Below are 21,995 nucleotides of genomic sequence, written 5' to 3'. Positions count from 1 at the left end.
CGGGCCATCGTCCCCAGGACGACGAGCGACGGCACGATCCGTGCCTCGGCAGCCTGTGGTCGCCACCGTCGACACACTCAGGGATCGTGTGGGGACTGCCGACGTCAGTCCGCGGCGGTGAGCGCCATCATGCGCGACATCGAGCGCAGGTACTTCTTCCGGTAGCCGCCCGAGAGCATGTCTCCGCCGAACACCTCGTCGAGAGGGACGCCGCTCGCGACGATCGGGATCTGGGCGTCGTACACGCGGTCGATGAAGGCGACGAGGCGCAGCGCTTCGGCCTGGGACTCGGTCGCATGCACTCCCGAGATCCCGATCCGATCGATCCCCTCGATGAGGCCGATGTACCGGGACGGGTGGACCGTCGCGAGGTGGGCGATGATCGCGTCGAACGAGTCGTCGCTCACCGTCTCGCCGTCGGCTGCCGCGCGCTCGATCCGGGAGGCGTAGCCGGCGTCGTCCTGCGTCGTCGCGTGCCCCTCGAGCGTCCGGCGGCGGTAGTCGGTGCCGTCGATCCGCAGCGTGTCGAAGTTACCCGAGAGCGCATGGATCTCTCGAAGGAAGTCGGCGGCGGCGAACCGGCCCTCTCCGAGGGCGTTCGGCGGCGTGTTCGAGGTGGCGGCGAGTCGGGAGCCGGTAGAGACGAGCTCGGTGAGCAGCCGCGTCATCATCATGGTGTCGCCCGGATCGTCGAGCTCGAACTCGTCGATGCAGAGCAAGGTCGAGCCGGTGAGGAGCTCGACGGTCTTCGCGTAACCGAGAGCACCGACCAGGGCCGTGTACTCGATGAACGTGCCGAAATACTTCCGCGGTCCGGGAGCGGCGTGCCAGAGCGCCGCGAGGAGGTGGGTCTTGCCCACGCCGAAGCCACCGTCGAGGTAGATGCCGGGACGCGTTTCCGGCAACTTCTTCTTCCGCGAGAAGAGCCCGCCGCCACGTGACGGCGCCGACCACGAGCCGGCGAACGTCCGCAGGATCTCGACGGCCTCGGCCTGAGAAGGGTACTCGGCGTCCGGTCGGTAGTTCTCGAAACTCGCCTCGGCGAACTGACGAGGCGGGGCGAGTCCCTGGGCCAGCTCGGTCCCGCTGAACTGCGGGGAACGTGCGGCGAGGCTCACCGGTGGTCGAGAGGGTGAGGAGGCCATGTCGTCGCTGGGCACCTTCGAATCGGGGCGGGAGGCGTGTGTCGAAGTCTTACAGCCACGGTGACAGCGGGAGAGGGCTTCCGTAGATTCGCTCGTGGCAGGCCCAGCCTATCCGTCAGTTTCGACGGGTAGCGTCGGGTGGACAGCAGCACCGATCGCGAGGAGAACACCGATGACCATCGAGACCGACAGCTCGGACGAGAAGTTCATTGGCTACGCCCACCCCGAACGTCTCGTGACGACGGAGTGGCTCGAGGAGCACCTCGGAAGCGACGGTCTCGTCGTGGTGGAGTCGGACGAGGACGTCCTGCTCTACGAGACCGGGCACATCCCCGGAGCCGTGAAGGTCGACTGGCACACGGAACTCAACGACCCCGTCCAGCGCGACTACGTCGACGGAGCCGGGTTCGCGCGCCTCCTCGGGTCGAAGGGCATCGACCGCTCGGACACCGTGGTGATCTACGGCGACAAGAACAACTGGTGGGCCGCCTACGCTCTGTGGGTCTTCACCCTCTTCGGGCACGAGGACGTGCGTCTCCTCGATGGCGGCCGCGACAAGTGGATCGCGGAGGGACGGCCGCTCACGACGGAACCGGCCGACCGACCGGCGACCCGCTACCCCGTCGTCGCGCGTGACGACACGGTCATCCGCGCGTTCAAGGACGACGTGCTCACCCACCTCGGCAATCCCCTCGTCGACGTCCGCTCACCGGAGGAGTACTCGGGCGAGCGCACGACGGCCCCCGCCTACCCCGAGGAGGGTGCGCTGCGCGCCGGACACATCCCGAGCGCACAGAACGTGCCGTGGGGGAAGGCGGTCGCGGAGGACGGCACCTTCCGGCCGGTCGTCGAGCTCGACACGATCTACCGCGATGGGGCGGGTCTCGCCGACGGCGACGACATCGTCGCGTACTGCCGCATCGGCGAGCGGTCGAGTCACACGTGGTTCGTCCTGACGCACCTGCTCGGGTTCGAGAACGTCCGCAACTACGACGGTTCGTGGACCGAGTGGGGAAGCGCCGTGCGCGTCCCCATCGTGACCGGGTCGAAGCCCGGGGCCGTCCCGTCCACCTGAGGCGGTCCCCGCCCGTCGCCCGTCGACGGGCGGGGATAATGGACGGATGAGCGACGAGACCCTCCCACCCGCCCTCGCGGAGATCAGCGAGGAGTTCCTCGCCGTCGGCGAAAGGGATCGCCTGCAGCTCCTTCTCGACTTCTCACGCGAGCTCCCCGTCCTGCCGCAGCGCCTCGCGGATCACCCCGAGCTCTTGGAGCGGGTCGCCGAGTGCCAGTCCCCTGTGTTCATCGTCGCGGAGATCGAGGACGGTGCCGTTCATCTGCACGCGACGGCCCCGGAGGAGGCTCCGACGACACGCGGATTCGCCAGCATCCTCGTGCAGGGGCTCGAGGGGCTCACGCCGGACGAGGTCCTCGCGACGCCGAACGATGTCGCACACCGCCTCGGTCTCGGCCGAGCCGTCTCGCCCCTGCGCCTCAGCGGGATGTCGGGGATGCTGGCCCGAATCAAGCGTCAGGTCGCCGCGCGCGTCGCCTGATCCTCCGCGGGCGCTGCGGGCGCCCTCCCACGGACCGCCGGCTCGATCTCAGCGGCCGAGGGCGGCCAACCAGTCGGAGATCGCGGCGTTCCAGCCGGCCTCGTCGTGGTTCCAGATACGAGCGTGACGCGCCTCGGAGAACGAGACGAGCCGCACGATATCGGGACGAGCGTCCGCGAGAGCCTTCGAACCGTCTGACGGCACGAAGCCGTCGTCCTCGCTGTGCAGGATGAGGACAGGGTGGGTGAGCCGTGCCGCCGATGCCACGACGTCGAGCGAGTGGAGATCGACCGGCTCGGCGAGCCCCGTGAGGCGGCGCCCCCAGTCGTTCCCGATCGCGTGCAGAGCCGCATCCCGGACGACGCCGGGCAGGTGTGAGGCCGATGCTTGGAACGCGAGAACCCGGTGCCAGTCGACGACCGGCGAGTCGAGGACGACGCCGACCACGAGATCCTTCAGGTCCGAGCGCAACACGGTCTGCAGAGCGATCGCGCCGCCCATGGACCAGCCCATGAGGACGATCCGTTTCGCCCCGCGTTCGGCTGCGAACTCCATGGCGGACTCGGCGTCGCGCCACTCCGTGCTGCCGAGCCCGTATCGGCCGTCGGTACTCCGAGGCCCCTCGTTGTCGTTGCGGTACGAGACCAGAAGAGAGGTGTAACCGGCCTGGGCGAAGACGGGCACGGCGCGGAGTCCTTCTGCTCGCTGCGAGCCGTGGCCGTGGAGCTGGATGACCCAGTCCTCCCCCACGCCGCCCTCGGACGGGACGATCCACGCAGGCGCCGGGCCGAGAGGCGTCGGCACGGACACGTACTCGTAATCGACACCCAGTTCACGCGGGTGCCGGTAGAACCAGCCGCTCATCCCCGCTGCGACGTCGCCGGGTACACGAGCGAGGTTGCTCGACAGGACGGCACGGGTCACCGTGCGATCGGAGCGGGAGAGGATCTCGCCGATCTTGACGTACGGCTCCGACCCATCGACCCACAGTCCGTATCGACCGGGAACGATCGTCTCGGAGTCCGCGCGGAGCGTGATCGCGCGACCAGGCCGGTCGACGGCCACGATGCGTGAGTTCGACGGCCGTTTGCGAGGCGGCACGAGGACCTTGCGGGAGACCGTCGACACCAGGGCGAGGAACGCGGCCGCCGTGGAGGAGGTGACGGCGACAGCCGCGAGGGCCGCAGCGACACCCGAACTCCGCGGGGTCTCCCGCTGGCGGCGGGCGGCGTGCCTCTGAGCTTTCATCGTCATGTCACTCTAGTCTGCACCCGTGGGAGAGATTCCGATCACCGACGCCGTCCCGGCCGTCTTCGCCGCGGCGCGCGACGCCATCCGTGCTGCCGAGATGCGGGACGAGCTCGTCGTCACCGAGATCCCGGCGCCCGCTCAACTGGCGCCGAACGCCGTCGCGTTCTCCGCCGACGTCCGCCCGTCACGGCACGGCGTCGACTCCGAGCTGGGCACCGGCAGGTTCATCCTGCTGCACGACCCCGCAGAGCCGGAGGCATGGGGTGGGCCGTTCCGCGTCGTCTGCTTCGCGCAGGCGCCGCTCGAGACGGAGATCGGGCTCGATCCGTTCCTCGCCGACGTCGCCTGGTCGTGGCTCGTGGATTCGCTCGACGCGCTCGGAGCGCAGTACGCCGCCGCTTCCGGCACGGCCACCAAGATCCTCTCTTCGGGCTTCGGTGAACTCGCCGAGCACGGGGACGGCGCCCAGATCGAACTGCGGGCCTCCTGGTCCCCCCGCGAGGGCTCCATGAGCGCTCACATCGAGGGATGGGGTGAGCTGCTCTGTCTCCTGGCGGGTCTCCCCCCGGTCGGCGCGGAGGGTGTCGCTTCTCTGGATGCACGGAGGATCGCCCGTGACTGATCGTGTCGTCATCGACACGCGAGCGGACTATCTGCGCGCCGTCGAGGAGATCGCCGGCGGCGAGGGGCCCGTCGCCGTCGACGCCGAGCGCGCAAGCGGTTTCCGCTACTCGCAGCGTGCCTACCTCATTCAGATCTTCCGCCGCGGTTCGGGGGTCTTCCTGTTCGATCCTCCGGCCATCGGCCGATTCGACGAGCTGCAGGCCGTCATCGGTTCCGAGGAGTGGGTGCTGCACGCCGCGAGCCAGGACCTCGCGTGCCTCCGCGAAGTCGGTCTGGATCCGAGCACGGTCTTCGACACGGAGCTCGCCGCCCGGCTCCTCGGTCTTCCGCGCGTAGGCCTCGGCACCGTCGTCGAGGAGAAGCTCGGCATCGTCCTCCGCAAGGAGCACTCGGCCGCCGACTGGTCGACGCGGCCGCTCCCCGACTCCTGGCTCGAATACGCCGCCCTCGACGTCGAGTTCCTCGTCGACCTCCGCGACGTCCTCGCCGATGACCTCGTCGCAGCCGACAAGGTGGAGATCGCTCGCCAGGAGTTCGATGCGACCGTGGCTCGTCCCGAGAAGGCTCCTCGAGTCGATCCGTGGCGTCGCCTCAGCGGTATCCACTCCGTGAGGGGCGGGCGCGGCCTCGCCATCGCACGCGAGCTCTGGGAGTCACGTGACGCCCTCGCTCGCGAACGCGACGTCGCCCCCGGACGCCTGATCCCCGACACGTCGATCGTCGCGGCCGTGCGGACTCAGCCGACGAGCATGAATGCCCTCGCCGCCCAGAAGGACTTCTCCGGCCGCGCGAGTCGTTCCGAGATCGACCGCTGGTGGGCCGCGATCGAACGCGGTCGCACCACGACCGATCCCCCTGTCGCACGCGGGACCGGGGAGACTCTCCCGCCTCCGCGATCCTGGGCCGATCGCAACCCGGAGGCGGACGCGCGCCTGAAGGCGGCCAGGCCGCTCCTCATCGCCCGCGCGGAGGAGATGCAGCTCCCCGTGGAGAACCTCCTCACGCCCGAGTTCCTCCGTCGGCTCGCGTGGATTCCGCCAGAGCCCACCACGCCGGAGACGATCTCCGAGGTTCTCGAGCAGCTGGGCGCGCGGCCGTGGCAGATTGACGCAACCGCACAGTCGATCGCCGAAGCCTTTGTCGCTGCCCACCAAACGCCCGTCGCCGCCGAGTCGGACGAATCGTAGAAAGAATCAAAGGATTGGGGACCGTCGGTGCCCCTTCCTAAGATCGTTGGCGTAATCCAACAAGGAGGCACTGTGGCCGGAAACAACGACGTCTACTTCGTCGATGGAGTGCGAACGCCCTTCGGGCGAGCGGGCGAAAAGGGCGTGTACTGGGACACCCGCGCGGACGACCTGATCGTGAAAGCGATCATCGGACTGCTGGAGCGCAACCCGAACGTCCCGAAGGACCGCATCGACGAGGTCGCGATCGCCGCGACGACGCAACAGGGCGACCAGGGGCTGACCCTGGGACGCACGGCGGCACTCCTGGCAGGACTGCCCAAGTCGGTGCCCGGATTCGCGATCGATCGGATGTGCGCCGGTGCCATGACGAGCGTGACGACCACCGGATCAGGTGTCGCCTTCGGCGCCTACGATCTGGCGATCGCCGGCGGAGTCGAGCACATGGGTCGCCACCCGATGGGCTTCAACGCCGATCCGAACCCGCGCTTCCTCTCGGAGAAGCTCGTGAGCGGGGACGCCCTCAACATGGGCAGCACCGCCGAGCGGATCCACGACCGGTTCCCCCACCTCACGAAAGAGCGGTCCGACCGCTTCGGCATGCGCAGCCAGCAGAAGGTCGCCGCGGCCTACGAGGCCGGGAAGATCCAGCCGGACCTCGTCCCCGTCGCCGTGCGCAGCGCGCAGGGGTGGGGTCTCGCGACGACGGACGAGGGCATGCGCCCCCAGACCACCATGGAGGGACTCGCAACGCTGCGCACGCCCTTCCGGCCGCACGGCCGCGTCTCGGCGGGCAACGCCTCGCCGCTCACCGACGGCGCGACCGTGAGCCTTCTCGCGTCGGGTGACGCCGTGAAGGAGTTGTCGCTCGCGCCCAAGATGCGGATGGTCTCGTTCGCGTTCGCGGGCGTCGAGCCCGAAGTCATGGGCCTCGGGCCCGTCCCGTCGACGGAGAAGGCGCTGCGCAAGGCCGGACTCTCCATCGAGGACATCGGCCTCTTCGAACTCAACGAGGCCTTCGCCGTCCAGGTGCTGTCGTTCCTCGACCACTTCGGCATCGACGACGACGACCCTCGGGTCAACCCGTGGGGCGGCGCCATCGCGATCGGCCACCCGCTCGCGGCGTCGGGGGTCCGCCTGATGATCCAGCTCGCCCGTCAGTTCGCCGAGCGCCCCGACGTCCGATACGGCCTCACGGCCATGTGCGTCGGTCTCGGGCAGGGTGGCACGGTCATCTGGGAGAACCCGAACTGGAAGGGAAAGAAGTAGCAGCATGAACGACTACGAGAACATCGACTTCACGCCGCTCGTCACCCTGTCGGACGACGAGGTCATCACACACTCCTTCGTCCGCGACGTGCCGCTCTCGGGTGGTCGCGTGCTCGCGCTCGTGACCCTCGACAACGGTCGGGATCACACACGCCCGAACACCCTTGGCCCGGCCACCCTCCTCGAGCTCAGGGACGTCCTCGACGGGCTGCGCGAGCGCGCGACTCGGGGCGAGATCCATGGTGTCGCCGTCACCGGCAAGCCGTTCATCCTCGCAGCAGGTGCCGACCTCAGCCAGGTCGACAAGATTCCCGACCGTCGGTCCGCCGCCCTCCTGCCGAAGCTGGGGCACGACGTCCTCGGTCGGCTCGGAGACCTCGGTGTGCCGAGCTTCACCTTCATCAACGGCCTCGCCCTCGGCGGCGGCCTGGAGATCGCGCTCAACTCGGACTACCGCACGCTCGACACGTCAGCGGCTGCGATCGCCCTGCCCGAGGTCTTCCTCGGGCTCATCCCCGGGTGGGGCGGCGCGTATCTGCTGCCGAACCTCATCGGCATCGAGAACGCCCTCAAGGTCGTCATCGAGAATCCGCTCAAGAACAACCGGATGCTGAAGCCCACGGACGTCCTCGAGCTCGGCATCGCCGACATCGGGTTCTCCCCCGCGACCTTCCTCGAAGAGTCGATCCGGTGGGCCGACGGCGTCATCGCGGGTACGACGACGGTCAAGCGTCCGCACGCGCCCGGAAAGATCGAGCGTGCCGTCAAGTGGGACGCGGCCGTCGGCATCGCGCGCAAGCAGGTCGCGTCCCGTCTCGGCACCGTCCAGAAGTCGCCGTACGTCGCCCTCGACCTGCTCAAGGCGGCCAAGTCGGGGACGAAGGCTGAGGGGTTCGCTCGCGAGGACGAGGCACTCACCGATCTCATCTCGGGCGATCAGTTCCGGGCGAGCGTCTACGCGTTCAACCTCGTTCAGAAGCGCGCGAAGCGACCGGCCGGCGCACCCGACCCGAAGATCGCTCGCACGGTCTCCAAGGTCGGCGTCATCGGCGCCGGGCTCATGGCGAGCCAGTTCGCGCTGCTCTTCGTGCGTCGCCTCCAGGTGCCTGTCGTCATCACCGACCTCGACCAGGCCCGCGTCGACAAGGGGCTCGCCTACATCACGGGGGAGATCGATTCGCTCCGCGAGAAGGGACGCATCTCGCGGGACGAGGCGAACCGTCTCACCGCTCTGGTCACCGGAACGACCGACCGCGCCGACTTCGCCGACGCCGACTGGGTGATCGAGGCGGTGTTCGAGGAACTCGGCGTCAAGCAGGAGGTCTTCGCCGACATCGAGAAGTACGTGAGCCCCGAGGCGATCCTCGCGACCAACACGTCGTCGCTGTCGGTCGAACGCATCGGAGAGCGTCTCGCTCACCCGGAGCGGCTCGTCGGGTTCCACTTCTTCAACCCCGTCGCCGTCATGCCCCTCATCGAGGTGGTCTCGGCGCCCGCAACCGATGATGTCGCCTTGTCGACGGCCATGGTCACGGCGAAGGCCTTGAAGAAGAACGCGGTCATCACGCGGGATACCCCGGGCTTCGTCGTGAACCGCGTTCTCGCGAAGGTCTTGGGAGAAGCGATGCGAGCCGTCGACAGCGGCACGCCGTTCGCCGACGTCGATGCGGCTCTCGCACCGCTCGGCCTCCCGATGGCCCCGTCGGCTCTCCTCGATCTCGTGGGCCTCAAGGTCGGTGCGCACGTCCTCGACACGCACCACGCCGCGTTCCCCGATCGGTTCTACCGCTCGGACAACCTGCACCGGTTGGCCGAGCACGGTTCCCTCTTGGAGAAGGACAAGTCGGGCAAGATCACCGGCTTCGACAAGACGGCGCTCAAGATCGTGTCGGGCGGCGGCGCACCGACGCCCGGCGACGACATCCTCCGTCGTCTCCAGGACGGTCTCGCCGACGAGATCCACCGGATGCTCGAGGACGACGTCGTGCACGCCGCAGAGGACATCGATCTCTGCATGATCCTCGGCGCCGGTTGGCCGTTCCAGATGGGCGGCGTCACGCCGTACCTCGACCGCGTCGGAGCGAGCGAGAGAGCGTTCGGCGGTACGTTCCACTCGCCGCGCATCGCCGGCGTCGAGTAGGGCCGGCACACCGGTAACACGAAGGGCCTCGACCGCTGCGGCGGACGAGGCCCTTCGTGTTACCGGGGGTCGTCGGTCAGCGGGCGCCGTCGTCGGACGCCTGCGCGGAATGCTCCGCTCCGGCGAGCACGTCGTCGTCATCGTTCGTCGAACCGTCCAACGGTCGAGCGACCGGGATCCGCGTCCCGAGCACCTGGGAGACGATCCCACGCGCGATCGACTTCGCCGACAGGCCGACCTCCTCGAGGATCTCGCCGCGCGAGGCGTGAGACAGGAAACGGTCGGGCAGGCCGAGTTCGTCCACAGCCGTATCGATCCCCGCCGCGCGCAGATCCTGACGCACGCGGGTCCCGATACCTCCGATGCGGATGCCGTCCTCGATGGTGATGACGAGGCGATGCTCGGCGGCGAGCTCGACGACCGAGGCCGGAACGGGGACAACCCAGCGTGGGTCCACGACGGTCGCTCCGATACCGTGGGCGTCGAGCAGAGCGGCGACATCCAGCGCGAGCCGAGCGAAGGGGCCGACCCCGACGATGAGGACGTCTCGGCGCTCCGCCCGGGACAGGACGTCCACGCCGTCCTGCAGTCGCTCGATGGACGGAATGTCCTCCCCGACGTCGCCCTTCGGGAACCGGATGACGGTGGGGGCGTCCTCGACCGCGACGGCCTCCCCCAGCTCTTCGGTGAGGCGCGCCCCGTCGCGGGGAGCGGCGATGCGGATTCCCGGGATCGCCTGGAGGAGCGCGAGGTCCCACACCCCGTGGTGACTCGGACCGTCCGGTCCGGTCACTCCGGCCCGATCGAGCACGAAGGTGACTCCCGCCTGATGGAGGGCCACGTCCATGAGCGCCTGGTCGAACGCGCGGTTGACGAAGGTCGCGTAGAGGGCGACGACCGGATGAAGTCCTCCGAAGGCGAGTCCGGCGGCCGACGTCACAGCGTGCTGCTCCGCGATCCCGACGTCGAAGACACGCGACGGGAAGCGCTCGGCCATTCGGTGCAGACCCGTCGGTCGCAGCATCGCCGCGGTGATCCCCACCAGACGATCGTTCGTGCCGGCGAGGCGGACGAGCGAGTCCCCGAACACCTCCGTCCAGCTCTGACCCGAGCCGGAGTCGAGTGGCTCACCCGTCTCCGGATCGATCTTGCCGACGGCGTGGAACTGGTCGGCGACGTCCCGTCGTGCAGGCTCGTAGCCGCGACCCTTCTCCGTGATCGCATGCACGATCACCGGCCCTGCGTAGTCGCGCGCATGCTGCAGGACCTCCTCGAGCGCCGGCAGATCGTGCCCGTCGACCGGACCGAGGTACTTGATGTCGAGGTTCGAGTAGAGGGCCTCGTTGTTCGTGAACCGCGACAGGAAGCCGTGCGCACCGCCGCGGACGCCCCGGTAGATCGCGCGTCCCGGCGCGCCGAAGCGGGAGAACGCCTGCTCGCTCGAGCGGTGCAGGGTCTGATAGGTCTTGCGCACGCGCACGTCGTTGAGGAATCGCGCCATGCCGCCGATCGTCGGCGCGTACGACCGTCCGTTGTCGTTGACGATGATGACGAGGCGTCTCGTGTTGTCGTCGCTGATGTTGTTGAGCGCTTCCCACGTCATCCCGCCGGTCAGCGCGCCGTCGCCGACGACGGCGACGACGGTGCGATCGTCCTGCCCGGTCATCGTGAACGCACGGGAGATCCCGTCGGCCCACGACAGGGAACTCGACGCGTGCGAGCTCTCGACGATGTCGTGCTCGGACTCGGCTCGCTGCGGGTAGCCGGCGAGCCCGCCCCTCTGGCGCAGGGTGGAGAAGTCCTTCCGGCCGGTCAGGAGCTTGTGAACGTACGACTGGTGCCCGGTGTCGAAGACGATCGCGTCGTGCGGCGAGTGGAAGACCCGGTGCATCGCGATGCTGAGCTCCACGACGCCGAGATTCGGCCCGAGATGACCTCCGGTGCGCGAGACCTCGGCCACGAGGAACCGCCGGATCTCGCGTGCCAGCTCCTCGAGCTGACGCGGGGTGAGCGCATCGAGGTCGCGTGGCCCGTCGATGCCGTCGAGAACTGTCATCTCGTTCCTCGCCTTCCGATCGTCGGTGCTTTCCACTCTACGCAGCACGTCGCCGAAAAGAGACGGCGACCGGTCCGCGGAAGCGGATCCGGTCGCCGTCTGTCGTGTCGGCGGAGTCTGGCGTCAGACCAGGCTGCGCAGCACGTACTGCAGAATGCCGCCGTTGCGGTAGTAGTCCGCCTCACCAGGCGTGTCGATCCGGACGACCGCATCGAACTCGACGACCGACTTGCCCTCGGGAGAGTGCTCGGTCGGCTCTGCGACCACGTGGACCGTCGAGGGCGTGACGCCCTCGTTGAGCTTCTCGATCCCGGAGATCGAGATCGACTCGGTGCCGTCGAGGCCGAGGGACTCCCACGATTCGCCCGCCGGGAACTGCAGCGGAACGACACCCATGCCGATGAGGTTCGAGCGGTGGATGCGCTCGAAGCTCTCCGTGATGACGGCCTTCACGCCGAGGAGGCTCGTGCCCTTGGCCGCCCAGTCACGGCTGGAGCCGGAACCGTACTCCTTGCCACCGAGGACGACGAGCGGGGTGCCCTGCGCCTGGTAGTTCTGCGAGGCGTCGTAGATGAACGACTGCGGGGCGTCCGGCTGCGTGAAGTCACGCGTATACCCGCCCTCGACACCGTCGAGGAGCTGGTTCTTCAGACGGATGTTCGCGAACGTGCCGCGGATCATCACCTCGTGGTTGCCGCGACGCGAGCCGTAGGAGTTGTAGTCCTTCCGGGCCACACCGTGCTCGTCGAGGTAGCGACCTGCGGGGCTGTCGCCCTTGATCGAGCCGGCCGGGCTGATGTGGTCCGTCGTGACCGAGTCGCCGAGCTTCGCGAGCACACGGGCTCCGACGATGTCGCTGACCGGGGTCGTCTCCATCGTCATGCCCTCGAAGTACGGGGGCTTCCGCACGTAGGTGGACTCGGCGTCCCACTCGAACGTCGCACCCTCGGGCGTCGAGAGCGAACGCCAGCGCTCGTCGCCGTCGAAGACGCCGTTGTACTCGTGCGTGAACATGTCGGTGTCGATCGACGAGTCGATCGTGTCCTGCACCTCGGCCGCATCCGGCCAGATGTCCTTCAGGAAGACGTCGTTGCCCTCGGAGTCCTTCCCGAGCGCGTCGACCTCGAAGTCGAAGTTCATCGACCCGGCGAGGGCGTACGCGATCACGAGCGGGGGGCTCGCGAGGTAGTTCATCTTCACGTCGGGGTTGATGCGGCCCTCGAAGTTGCGGTTGCCCGAGAGGACCGCGGTCACGGCGAGGTCGTTGTCCTGGACGGCGGTCGAGATCTCGTCGAGGAGTGGACCGGAGTTTCCGATGCAGGTCGTGCAGCCGTAGCCGACGGTGTAGAAGCCGAGGTCCTCGAGGTAGCTCGTGAGGCCGGCCTTCTCGTAGTAGTCGGTGACGACCTTCGACCCGGGAGCGAGGGTCGTCTTGACCCACGGCTTGGCCTTGAGGCCCTTCTTCGACGCGTTGCGCGCGAGCAGGCCGGCGGCCATCATGACGGACGGGTTGGACGTGTTCGTGCACGAGGTGATCGCCGCGATCGCGACGGCGCCGTGGTCGATCGTGAAGTCCGCGCCGTCCGCGAGAGCGACCTTCGTCGGCTTCGACGCCGTCTTGGGCGAGTGGCTCGCCGCGTGGTCGTGTCGGTGGCTGACGTCCTGCTCGCCCGGGGCGTGCGCGGTCTCCTCGTCCTGCGGCGTGAAGCCGATGGGGTCTGAGGCCGGGAACGTGCCCTCGACAGCCGCGTCGACCTGCGAGTGGCCGGGCGTCGTGTAGTTCCCGAGGTCGACCTCGAACTGAGACTTCGCGTCGGTGAGCTCGATGCGGTCCTGCGGGCGCTTGGGGCCGGCGATGGACGGGACGACCGTGGCGAGGTCGAGCTCGAGGTACTCGCTGAAGACGGGCTCGACCGCGGGGTCGTGCCAGAGCTTCTGCACCTTCGAGTACTCCTCGACGAGGGCGATCTGCTCCTCGCTGCGTCCCGTGAGACGCAGGTAGTCGAGCGTGACGTCGTCGATCGGGAACATCGCGGCCGTCGAGCCGAACTCCGGGCTCATGTTGCCGATGGTGGCGCGGTTCGCGAGGGGGACCTCGGCGACGCCTTCCCCGTAGAACTCCACGAACTTGCCGACGACCCCGTGACGACGGAGCATCTGCGTGATCGTGAGCACGACGTCGGTCGCGGTGACACCCGTCGGGATGGAGCCGGAGAGCTTGAAGCCGACGACCTTGGGGATGAGCATCGACACGGGCTGGCCGAGCATTGCCGCCTCGGCCTCGATGCCGCCGACACCCCACCCGAGCACGCCGAGGCCGTTGACCATGGTGGTGTGCGAGTCGGTACCGACACACGTGTCGGGGTAGGCGCGGAGGACGCCGCCCACCTCGCGGGTCATGGTGACGCGGGCGAGGTATTCGATGTTGACCTGGTGGACGATCCCGGTCCCCGGCGGGACGACCTTGAAGTCGTCGAACGCCGTCTGGCCCCACCGCAGGAACTGGTAGCGCTCACCGTTGCGCTCGTACTCGAGCTCGACGTTGCGCTCGAGCGCGTTCTCCGAGCCGAAGAGGTCGGCGATCACGGAGTGGTCGATGACCATCTCGGCGGGCGCGAGCGGGTTGATCTTGTTCGCGTCTCCGCCGAGGGCCTCGACCGCCTCGCGCATGGTGGCGAGGTCGACGATGCAGGGCACGCCGGTGAAGTCCTGCATGACGACGCGCGCCGGGGTGAACTGGATCTCCGTGTCGGGGTCCGCCGTGGGGACCCAGCCACCGAGCGCCCGGATGTGCGCGTCGGTGATGTTCGCACCGTCTTCGGTGCGCAACAGGTTCTCGAGCAGCACCTTCAGGCTGAACGGGAGCTTCTCGTGGCCCTCGACCGCATCGATGCGGTAGATCTCGTAGTCGTTACCGGAGACGTGGAGCGTGTCCTTCGCTCCGAAGCTGTTGACCGTTGACACGATGCCTCTCCTTCGTCGGCGCCGCGGCGGCGCACTCATACCAATCTTGGATTCCCGGAGCGCCGCGGGCTAGCAAGGAGGCCCTAACCTCCCGAGCGGCCGACGCACTGCCACGCATCCTCGATTTATCTCGATGTCGAGATAATTCTAACGCACCGAGAACCGTGATCCGTCGGACAGGCCGACCGTCTGCGAATGCTCGTCCGCGGCGGTCTCAGGCGGCGCCGCGGGAACCGGAGCGCTGCAGCGAGCGGATGACGAGCCACGTGATGACGAGCAACGGCGCGTACAGCGGGATGCCCATGACGAGGCGAGCCGTCCCCAGAGCCTCGATGGCGCCGGCGTAGTAGAGCGGGATCTGCACGATGAGGCGCAGCGCGAAGAGCGAGCACCACATCAACGTGAGCGCGGCGTACACCCGCCTCCGACGGCGGTCCGCTCGCCAGGTCGTCCCTTCACCCGTGAGGAAACCGGCGGCGACGCCGATGATCGGCCACCCGGCGAGGACAGAGACGAGGAGGACGACGAAGTAGCCGCCGTTGGTCCAGAACCCAGGGATGTAGTAGTCCTCCGGGCGATTGTTGAGGAGGGCGAGCACCGCCGACAGCGCGATGCCGAGCACACCGCCGATCGCCGGAGACGCCGGCTGTCGTTGGATCAGACGCACGACGACGAAGACGACCCCCACAGCGAGAGGAAGGACGATAGAGAGGACGAGGTCCCGCGTGAACGTGTAGGCGATGAGGAAGACGAACCCGGGCAGCATCGCCTCGACGACACCGCGGACCCCGCCGATCGCGGAGAGCACCGAACGCCCGTCGACCTGGCCGGACTCCGCGAGACGCCCGATGCCGGAGAGGCGAGCGGCCCGTTCGAGGCGAGCGCTCGTGTCGTCGTCGCTCATCGCGCCCTCGTCGCCCGCCACTACTCGGCGGGGGCGGCGTCCGCGGACGCCGGCATCTTGAGCGGGATGAGGTCGCGCGGGGGCATGGGCTGCGTCCCGCGGACCACGACGACGCTGCGGAAGAGGTCTTCGATCTTCTCGGCGGCCTCGGCGGACGACGTGCCCTCCCCCGCGATCACGCCGCGCAGGAACCACCGGGGGCCGTCGATGCCGACGAAACGCGCGACACGCGTGGACGCCCCGGACCCGTCGGCTGCGGCGACCGGCACCTGGGCCCGGATCTCCGGACCGAAGGGACCGTCGACGTCTTCGACCGTCCCACCCTGTCGTGTGATCTGCTCGACGATCTGAGAACGCGTCTCGTGCCAGAGTCCGGTCGATCGGGGTGCGGCGAACGGCTGGACCTGCAGGGACGATCCTGCGTAGTCGAGCCCGACCGCGACGATCCGCTTCGAGCTCTCCTCGACTTCGAGCCGGAGGTTGAGTCCCTCTCGCGGGAGGATCTTCACGCCGCCGAGGTCGATGTACGGGCGGACCGCGTTCGCCTCCGACTCGTCGAACGGTCCGTTCTCGGCGCGGTCGACGGGTGCCGATTTCGCGTCCAGATCCGCGTCGGGCTCGCCGTCTGGCGCCTCGATCGCGTCGACGACGTCATCGGTCGGCGGGACGGTCTCGACGTCGGTCGTGTCGACGGACTTCTCCTCCGTCGTCGCGACGCTCTTGTCCTTCTTCGTGCGCTTCATCGTCCTGCTCCCGTCTCCGTGCCATAGCCGCTCGAACCGAAACCGCCTTCGCCCCGCGCGCTGCCGGGGAGAGTCTCCACCGGGACGAAGCGAGCCCGTGACACAGGCATCACGATCAGCTGAGCGATGCGATCGCCGACCGCCACGTCGTACGCCTCACGGGCATCCGTGTTGAGAAGCGTGACCTTGATCTCGCCCCGATAGCCGGCATCCACCGTACCGGGAGAGTTCACGATGGTGATGCCGTGCTTCGTCGCGAGACCACTGCGCGGCACGACGAACGCGGCGAAACCGTCCGGGAGCGCGATGGCGACGCCCGTGCCGACGAGGGCGCGCTGGCCCGGATCGAGACGGACGGCCTCGGCGGCGCGCAGATCGGCGCCGGCGTCACCGGGGTGGGCGTAGCTCGGGAGTTCGGGAGCGATAATGAGAACGTCAACGCTTTCGGTCACGTGTCGAGGGTAGTGCAGAACGATGAGCGAAGTGGGTGCTGTGCGGTATCGGGAAAGACTGTGGCCGGCACGATGGATCCTCGTGGCGACTCTCCTCGTGATCCCCGCGAGCGCTCTCACCTTCGCCCCGTTGTCGTGGGTCCTGGGATTCGTCGTCGGGGTGTTCCTGTACGCGGGCTGCGTCGGCCTGTACGCGATCGCTGGCGTCCCCGTCGAGGTGACGGACACCGAGCTCCGCGCCGGCCGAGCGCGCATCGAGCTCGACTTCGTCGGCGGGGCCACAGCATTCACGGGAGCCGACGCCACGTCGCAACGGGGCCCCGAACTCGACGCGCGCGCCTGGCTGCTCCTGCGAGGAGGCGTACCGGGTGTGGTCAGGGTCGACATCGCCGATCCGAAGGATCCGACGCCGTACTGGCTCATCTCGACAAGAAACCCCGACCGGCTCGTCTCCGAGCTGATCGGGGCTGTCGCCTCACGCGCCTGAGGTCAGGCCGCGCACTCCGCGCACAACGGTCCGAGCTTCGACTCGTGATCGAACTGCGAGCGGTGCTTCACGAGGAAGCAGCTCACGCACGTGAACTCGTCCGCCTGAGGCGGGAGCACCACGACGTCGAGGTCGAGGTCCGAGAGGTCGGCACCCGGCAGGTCGAAGCCCGTGGGGTTGTCCGCATCCTCCACGTCGACGGCACCGGACATCTTGTCAGGGACGCGCTCCTTGAGTGCCTCGATCGACTCGGAGTCGTCCTCGGTCTTGCGAGGGGCGTCGTAATCGGTTGCCATACCCGTCCATCTCTGCTGTGTAGTCCACTGAAATCGCGGCGTCAGTTTGCATGAAAGGTCTGCGAATAGCAAACCGGTGCACGGTCTCCGGACGACGCTTCCTGATCAACTTCCGGCACGCCCTCGGTATTCCCCGAAACGGCCGACCTCCCGTGTGAGTATGGGGCATCCGGATCCATCCTGGAAGGCAGGCACATGCAGGATTTGAAGGTCGTCGGAGTAGAGGACGGCGCTCTCGTCGCCGCGACGGAGAACGGCGAGCGGTACCGCATCGTCATCGACGAAGTGCTGCACTCCTATGTGCGTCCTCCGCGCCTCGAGCAGAACACCGGTCCGCGTATCAGCCCGAAGGACATCCAGGCGCACATCCGCTCGGGATTGTCCGCCGAAGAGGTCGCGGATCTCACTGGTGCCACCATCGATTACGTGCGGCGCTTCGAGCGCCCCGTGCTCGCCGAGCGCGAGCACATCGTCGGGCAGGCGCTGAGTGTCCCCGTCATCGCCCCCGTCGAGGCTGCCGACGGCGAAGAGGCCACCTTCGGCGCGGCCATCCGTGCGCGACTCGACTCCCTGTCGGCGACCGGTGAGCGGTGGACGAGCTGGAAGGACGCCGAGGACGGCTGGATCGTCAAGGTGTCCTTCACCTCCGGCGAGGTCGACCACGACGCGCGTTGGACGTTCGAGCCGAAACGTCAGACCCTCTCACCCCAGAACTCCGAGGCGCTCACCCTCTCGCGACAGGGCGAGATGCCGAACGGGCTCATCCCCCGCCTCCGGGCCGTCGAGCCCGACGGCCACACGCACGACGACTCCCGCTTCGACAGCGGCGCCTTCACGATCGAACGGTCATCGGGAGACGACGACCTCGTCGCCGTCCTCGAGCCCCTCGCCTTCGGCCGCAATCAGACCTCATCGAAGGCGGCGGCTGCGGCCGCGGTCAACCGCGGTGACGATGACGCGGGCTCGGCCTCCACACAGACGGCCGACCTCCTCGAGGCGCTGCGCAAGCGGCGCGGCGAGCGGGAGCCGGCGGACTACCGGGGGACGCAGACCCCTTCCGTCTCCCCTGCCCAGGAATCGACCCCGGAATCGACTCAGCTCTTCGACATCCCCCTCGAGGGAGAGAAGGAGAAGCCGTCCTCCGAACCGCCGCTCACGAAGGCCCCGGCGCCTCGGAAGGGTCGTGCGTCGATGCCGTCGTGGGACGAGATCGTGTTCGGCGCGCGCACCGACGACGACTGAGCGCTCACGCCTTCCAGGCAGCCAGCCGGATGAGAGGGACGGATCGTTCCTCGGGCGTCAGCGAACCGTGCTGCCCGACCATGCGCCGGCCGAGATCCTCCCCGAATCGGTCGTCGTAGAAGGCCACGCGTTTGCGCGGAGCGACGAGCACGTCTCCGATCCTGTCCAGTACCTCGGACGCCACCTCTCCCCCGAACCAACCGGCGGCGACAGCGACCTCTCGGGTGGCGACCCACGAGGAATCCCCGAATCGGTCCGTCCATGACGCCGCGACCGCTTCCGGGTCCTCCCCGGGTTCGAGTCCGAGATGCAGGAAGCGGGGTTCGCCCGCGACGTGCCGGATGCCGTGCATCACGTCGGTGTGCGCCGAGAGGAGGATGTGGGCGTCGTGCGGGATGTCGAGCATCCCATGGTCAGCGGTGACAGCGATCCCGGTGCCGCGTGCCACCGACCCCTCGAGCGTCCCGAGCGCCGAGTCGATCGCTTCGAGGACGGCCGTCCACCGTGGACTCTCGACCCCGTCCGCATGTCCTGTCTTGTCGAGTTCCGGGACGTACACGTAGGTGAGGGTCCGCTCGATGGCCGAGCGTTCGGCGGCGACGCGGAACCGGGCCGCGAGGTCGTCCTCGCCCCGATAGGGCGCCCCACGCAGGATGGCCCGCGTGAGGCCGGACCCGGCGAAGCTTCGCGGGCCGACGGCGACGATCGACGCCGACGCGGGCTCCGTCCGCTCGAAGACCGTCGTGCTCCGCTGCCACGTCTCAGGAACCATCCGTGCGTCCCACCCGGAGAGCTGCTTGACGACGCGGTCGTTCGCCCGATCCAGCGCGGTGTAGCCGACCAGGCCGTGGGTGCCCGGCCAGACTCCCGTGAGGATGGTCGTGAGAGCCGCAGCCGTCGTACTCGGCACCACACTGTCGATCGTCCGCGCCTGGTTCACGACCAGCCGCCTGGCGTGCCCTGCCCGAGCGCCGAGGGCGAGCGCCCCGAGCCCGTCGACGACCACCACGACGGCGGACCGCACCCGCGGGAGTCCCAGTCGGCCGCGCCGGCCCGACAGCGCGGCGATCGAATCCGGCAGAACGTCGGCCAGGCTCACGGCCGCCGGTTTCACGATCGGTAGCATGGTCGGCATCGGGCCCAGTCTTCCATACGCTGTCCGGCCCTCGCCCTCCATCCGCCTCCGCTCGGAATCAAGGAATGACGCCCAGAAACACGAACACCGGCTCGTCGAACTCGAACGACGAGGAGATCGCCGAGCGCATCGAGGACGTCGACGTCTCGACCGAGATGCAGGGGTCCTTCCTCGAGTACGCCTACTCCGTCATCTACTCCCGTGCCCTGCCCGACGCACGCGACGGCCTCAAGCCCGTTCAGCGCCGCATCCTCTTCCAGATGACGGAGATGGGGCTTCGTCCCGACCGCGGACACGTCAAGTCGGCCCGCGTCGTCGGCGAGGTCATGGGCAAGCTGCACCCACACGGCGATACAGCCATCTACGACGCCCTCGTGCGCCTGGCTCAGCCATGGACTCTCCGCGTCCCCCTCATCGACGGCCACGGCAACTTCGGCTCGCTCGACGACGGGCCCGCGGCCCCCCGCTACACGGAGGCTCGTCTCGACGCGGCGGCCCTCGCCCTCACCGACGGACTCGATGAAGACGTCGTCGACTTCGTGCCGAACTACGACAACCAGTTCCTCCAGCCGGACGTCCTCCCGGCGTCCTTCCCGAACCTCCTGGTGAACGGGGCGAGCGGGATCGCGGTTGGCATGGCGACCAACATGGCCCCTCACAATCTCATCGAGGTCATCGGCGCGGCGCGGCATCTGCTCGCGCACCCCGATGCGAGCCTCGACGACCTCATGGAGTTCGTTCCCGCTCCCGATCTCCCATCGGGCGGCACGATCGTCGGGCTCGAAGGCATCAAGGACGCTTACGCCACCGGTCGTGGCGCGTTCAAGACGCGCGCCCGAGTGAGCGTCGAGAACATCACGGCACGCAAAGCCGGCCTCGTCGTGACGGAGCTCCCATACCTCGTCGGCCCTGAGAAGGTCATCGAGAAGATCAAGGACGGCGTCGGCTCGAAGAAGCTGAGTGGCATCTCGGACGTCACCGACCTGACCGACCGTCAGAAGGGGCTTCGGCTCGTCATCGGCATCAAGACCGGCTTCAGCCCCGAAGCCGTTCTCGAGCAGCTCTACCGCTACACACCGCTCGAGGACTCGTTCAGCATCAACAACGTCGCACTCGTCGACGGCGGGCCGCGCACGCTCGGGCTCCGCGAGCTGCTCCAGGTCTACGTCGATCACCGCATCTCGGTGGTCACGCGACGCACGCGCTATCGCCTCGATCGTCGGCGCGAACGGCTCCACCTCGTGGAGGGACTGCTCATCGCGATCCTCGACATCGACGAGGTCATCCAGGTCATCCGGACGAGCGATGATTCCGAGCAGGCGCGCACGAGGCTCATCGAGGTCTTCGACCTCTCCCAGGTCCAATCCGAATACATCCTCGAGCTCCGGTTGCGTCGCCTCACCCGGTTCTCGCGCATCGAGCTCGAGGCCGAGCGCGACGCACTGCGCGCGGAGATCGCCCAGCTCGAAGCGCTCCTCGCCTCCGAGGCCGCCATCCGCACGCTCGTGTCGGACGAGCTCGCCGAGATCGCCGAGAGGTTCGGAACACCGCGTCGTACCCTGCTCACGACAGCTCGCCCGAGCATCGCGACGTCGTCCCGCTCCAAGAACGCGCCGGTCCTCGAGGTCGCGGACGTCGCGTGCCGCGTGCTCCTGTCGACCTCCGGCCGCATCGTCCGGGTCGACCTGCCCGACGGAGTCGACGCCATCGTTCCACCGTCGAGACGATCGAAGCACGACGCCGTGCGGTCGGCCATCGACACCACGAGCCGCTCCGAGATCGGTGCGATCACGACCGCCGGCCGGATGGTGCGGTTCAGTCCGGTCGATCTCCCCGTCGTCCCCCCGCAGAGCGTTCAGCTGGGAGCGGGAGTGAAGGTCTCGGACTACCTGGCTCTCTCCGATCGCTCGGAGCGCGTTCTCGCCCTTGTCGCCCTCGACGATCCACGCCCCCTCGCGCTCGGCACCGCCTCCGGTGTCGTCAAGCGCGTCGCGCCCGGCGAATGGCCGTCACGCCCCGACGTCGAGGTGATCGCCTTGAAGCCCGGCGACTCGGTCGTCGGCGCTGCCGCATCGGAGGACGGCGACGAGGTCGTCTTCGTGACGAGCGACGCGCAGCTCCTCCGATTCTCGGCATCCAGCGTTCGACCGCAGGGACGGTCGGCTGGAGGGATGGCCGGCGTCAAGCTCGCATCCGGCGCCCGGGTGGTGTTCTTCGGGGTGATCCGTCCAGACGATGAGACCGTGGTGGCCACGGTCGCGGCCGACTCGACGACGCTCGCCGGAACGGACGCCGGAAGCGCCAAGGTGTCGGATCTGTCCGAGTTCCCGGCGAAGGGCCGTGCCACCGGCGGGGTGCGAACTCAGCGCTTCCTCAAGGGAGAGGATCAGATCGCCGTCGCGTGGGTCGGTCCCACCCCCGCCCGGGCGCTCGGTCCCGACGGCGCCCTCCGCACACTGCCGGAGGGCGGAGCCAAGCGCGACGCGTCCGGCTCCCCGCTCGACGCACCGATCGGGACGATCGGTCGCGCGATCGGCTGAGCCC

Annotated in this window: 18 protein-coding genes; 9 read left to right on the top strand and 9 right to left on the bottom strand. The window is 68.5% G+C overall.

The genetic code is table 11. The features are described 5' to 3' along the window. Window positions 1-104 precede the first annotated feature (104 nt). Complete coding sequence (gene zapE, locus CLV49_RS15300) at window positions 105-1,145, bottom strand: cell division protein ZapE (RefSeq protein WP_106564309.1); 1,041 nt, start codon at window positions 1,143-1,145, stop codon at window positions 105-107. Window positions 1,146-1,317: 172 nt separating this feature from the next. On the opposite strand from zapE, the gene CLV49_RS15295 reads away from it, so the two are divergent. After that, on the top strand, window positions 1,318-2,220 hold the full coding sequence (locus CLV49_RS15295) for a sulfurtransferase (RefSeq protein ID WP_106564308.1): 903 nt from the start codon (window positions 1,318-1,320) through the stop codon (window positions 2,218-2,220). A gap of 46 nt (window positions 2,221-2,266) precedes the next feature. Then, a complete protein-coding gene (locus tag CLV49_RS15290) occupies window positions 2,267-2,701 on the top strand; it encodes a SufE family protein (protein WP_106564307.1) in 435 nt (144 codons plus the stop codon). 48 nt (window positions 2,702-2,749) lie between these two features. Here CLV49_RS15290 and CLV49_RS15285 read toward each other — a convergent pair whose 3' ends face one another. Beyond that, window positions 2,750-3,955, bottom strand: coding sequence for an alpha/beta hydrolase family protein (locus CLV49_RS15285; RefSeq protein WP_106564306.1), 1,206 nt, complete (start codon window positions 3,953-3,955; stop codon window positions 2,750-2,752). 19 nt (window positions 3,956-3,974) lie between these two features. Here CLV49_RS15285 and CLV49_RS15280 point away from each other — a divergent pair, with 19 nt between their 5' ends. From CLV49_RS15280 to CLV49_RS15265, 4 genes are all read left to right on the top strand, one after another. Further along, the gene (locus CLV49_RS15280; protein ID WP_243696535.1) at window positions 3,975-4,574 is read left to right on the top strand and encodes a DUF3000 domain-containing protein; all 600 of its coding nucleotides are present in this window, start codon (window positions 3,975-3,977) and stop codon (window positions 4,572-4,574) included. Continuing rightward, window positions 4,567-5,763 (top strand): HRDC domain-containing protein, encoded by a 1,197-nt coding sequence (locus CLV49_RS15275; protein ID WP_243696536.1) that lies wholly within the window; start codon window positions 4,567-4,569, stop codon window positions 5,761-5,763. Before CLV49_RS15280 ends, CLV49_RS15275 begins: the two co-directional genes overlap by 8 nt. Window positions 5,764-5,835: 72 nt before the next feature. Continuing rightward, window positions 5,836-7,032 carry a thiolase family protein gene (locus tag CLV49_RS15270; RefSeq protein WP_106564304.1) on the top strand — a complete coding sequence of 399 codons (1,197 nt, stop codon included), beginning with the start codon at window positions 5,836-5,838 and terminating at the stop codon, window positions 7,030-7,032. Between the two features lie 4 nt (window positions 7,033-7,036). Beyond that, on the top strand, window positions 7,037-9,172 hold the full coding sequence (locus CLV49_RS15265) for a 3-hydroxyacyl-CoA dehydrogenase NAD-binding domain-containing protein (protein WP_106564303.1): 2,136 nt from the start codon (window positions 7,037-7,039) through the stop codon (window positions 9,170-9,172). Between the two features lie 76 nt (window positions 9,173-9,248). Here CLV49_RS15265 and dxs read toward each other — a convergent pair whose 3' ends face one another. From dxs to dut, 5 genes are all read right to left on the bottom strand, one after another. Beyond that, window positions 9,249-11,228, bottom strand: coding sequence for a 1-deoxy-D-xylulose-5-phosphate synthase (gene dxs, locus CLV49_RS15260; protein WP_106564302.1), 1,980 nt, complete (start codon window positions 11,226-11,228; stop codon window positions 9,249-9,251). Between the two features lie 123 nt (window positions 11,229-11,351). After that, window positions 11,352-14,192, bottom strand: a complete 2,841-nt coding sequence (gene acnA / locus CLV49_RS15255) for an aconitate hydratase AcnA (protein WP_106564301.1) — start codon at window positions 14,190-14,192, stop codon at window positions 11,352-11,354. A 214-nt stretch (window positions 14,193-14,406) separates the two neighbouring features. Then, entirely contained in the window at window positions 14,407-15,096 is a 690-nt protein-coding gene (locus CLV49_RS15250; protein ID WP_106565153.1) for a DUF3159 domain-containing protein, read from the bottom strand. 20 nt (window positions 15,097-15,116) lie between these two features. Then, window positions 15,117-15,839 (bottom strand): DUF3710 domain-containing protein, encoded by a 723-nt coding sequence (locus tag CLV49_RS15245; RefSeq protein WP_106564300.1) that lies wholly within the window; start codon window positions 15,837-15,839, stop codon window positions 15,117-15,119. Then, window positions 15,836-16,291 (bottom strand): dUTP diphosphatase, encoded by a 456-nt coding sequence (gene dut / locus CLV49_RS15240; RefSeq protein ID WP_106564299.1) that lies wholly within the window; start codon window positions 16,289-16,291, stop codon window positions 15,836-15,838. The genes CLV49_RS15245 and dut overlap by 4 nt, the downstream gene beginning before the upstream one ends. Before the next feature lie 82 nt (window positions 16,292-16,373). On the opposite strand from dut, the gene CLV49_RS15235 reads away from it, so the two are divergent. Next, window positions 16,374-16,778: a DUF3093 domain-containing protein gene (locus tag CLV49_RS15235; RefSeq protein ID WP_243696537.1), complete on the top strand. Its 405-nt coding sequence runs from the start codon at window positions 16,374-16,376 to the stop codon at window positions 16,776-16,778. Between the two features lie 2 nt (window positions 16,779-16,780). Here CLV49_RS15235 and CLV49_RS15230 read toward each other — a convergent pair whose 3' ends face one another. Next, window positions 16,781-17,074: a DUF4193 domain-containing protein gene (locus CLV49_RS15230; RefSeq protein WP_106564297.1), complete on the bottom strand. Its 294-nt coding sequence runs from the start codon at window positions 17,072-17,074 to the stop codon at window positions 16,781-16,783. Between the two features lie 195 nt (window positions 17,075-17,269). On the opposite strand from CLV49_RS15230, the gene sepH reads away from it, so the two are divergent. After that, on the top strand, window positions 17,270-18,316 hold the full coding sequence (gene sepH, locus CLV49_RS15225; protein ID WP_106564296.1) for a septation protein SepH: 1,047 nt from the start codon (window positions 17,270-17,272) through the stop codon (window positions 18,314-18,316). A gap of 4 nt (window positions 18,317-18,320) precedes the next feature. Here the strand turns inward: sepH and CLV49_RS15220 are convergent, their stop codons facing one another. After that, on the bottom strand, window positions 18,321-19,451 hold the full coding sequence (locus CLV49_RS15220) for an alkaline phosphatase family protein (protein ID WP_243696538.1): 1,131 nt from the start codon (window positions 19,449-19,451) through the stop codon (window positions 18,321-18,323). A 65-nt stretch (window positions 19,452-19,516) separates the two neighbouring features. Between CLV49_RS15220 and CLV49_RS15215 the strand changes: the two genes are divergently transcribed. Beyond that, complete coding sequence (locus tag CLV49_RS15215; RefSeq protein WP_106564295.1) at window positions 19,517-21,991, top strand: DNA gyrase/topoisomerase IV subunit A; 2,475 nt, start codon at window positions 19,517-19,519, stop codon at window positions 21,989-21,991. Window positions 21,992-21,995 lie beyond the last annotated feature (4 nt).

It is taken from the genome of Labedella gwakjiensis (genome assembly GCF_003014675.1).
In the GTDB taxonomy this organism is placed as follows: domain Bacteria; phylum Actinomycetota; class Actinomycetes; order Actinomycetales; family Microbacteriaceae; genus Labedella; species Labedella gwakjiensis.
This window is presented reverse-complemented; position numbering and strand designations above follow the sequence as displayed.

Excerpts from the sequence above, each read along its gene's own strand:
- CLV49_RS15250 (WP_106565153.1), bottom strand. The coding sequence starts at position 15,096 with ATGAGCGACGACGACACGAGCGCTCGCCTCGAACGGGCCGCTCGCCTC.
- CLV49_RS15215 (WP_106564295.1), top strand. The coding sequence starts at position 19,517 with ATGACGCCCAGAAACACGAACACCGGCTCGTCGAACTCGAACGACGAG.
- CLV49_RS15290 (WP_106564307.1), top strand. The coding sequence starts at position 2,267 with ATGAGCGACGAGACCCTCCCACCCGCCCTCGCGGAGATCAGCGAGGAG.
- dxs (WP_106564302.1), bottom strand. The coding sequence starts at position 11,228 with ATGACAGTTCTCGACGGCATCGACGGGCCACGCGACCTCGATGCGCTC.
- CLV49_RS15265 (WP_106564303.1), top strand. The coding sequence starts at position 7,037 with ATGAACGACTACGAGAACATCGACTTCACGCCGCTCGTCACCCTGTCG.
- CLV49_RS15230 (WP_106564297.1), bottom strand. The coding sequence starts at position 17,074 with ATGGCAACCGATTACGACGCCCCTCGCAAGACCGAGGACGACTCCGAG.
- CLV49_RS15245 (WP_106564300.1), bottom strand. The coding sequence starts at position 15,839 with ATGAAGCGCACGAAGAAGGACAAGAGCGTCGCGACGACGGAGGAGAAG.
- CLV49_RS15295 (WP_106564308.1), top strand. The coding sequence starts at position 1,318 with ATGACCATCGAGACCGACAGCTCGGACGAGAAGTTCATTGGCTACGCC.
- zapE (WP_106564309.1), bottom strand. The coding sequence starts at position 1,145 with ATGGCCTCCTCACCCTCTCGACCACCGGTGAGCCTCGCCGCACGTTCC.
- sepH (WP_106564296.1), top strand. The coding sequence starts at position 17,270 with ATGCAGGATTTGAAGGTCGTCGGAGTAGAGGACGGCGCTCTCGTCGCC.
- CLV49_RS15220 (WP_243696538.1), bottom strand. The coding sequence starts at position 19,451 with ATGCCGACCATGCTACCGATCGTGAAACCGGCGGCCGTGAGCCTGGCC.
- CLV49_RS15285 (WP_106564306.1), bottom strand. The coding sequence starts at position 3,955 with ATGACGATGAAAGCTCAGAGGCACGCCGCCCGCCGCCAGCGGGAGACC.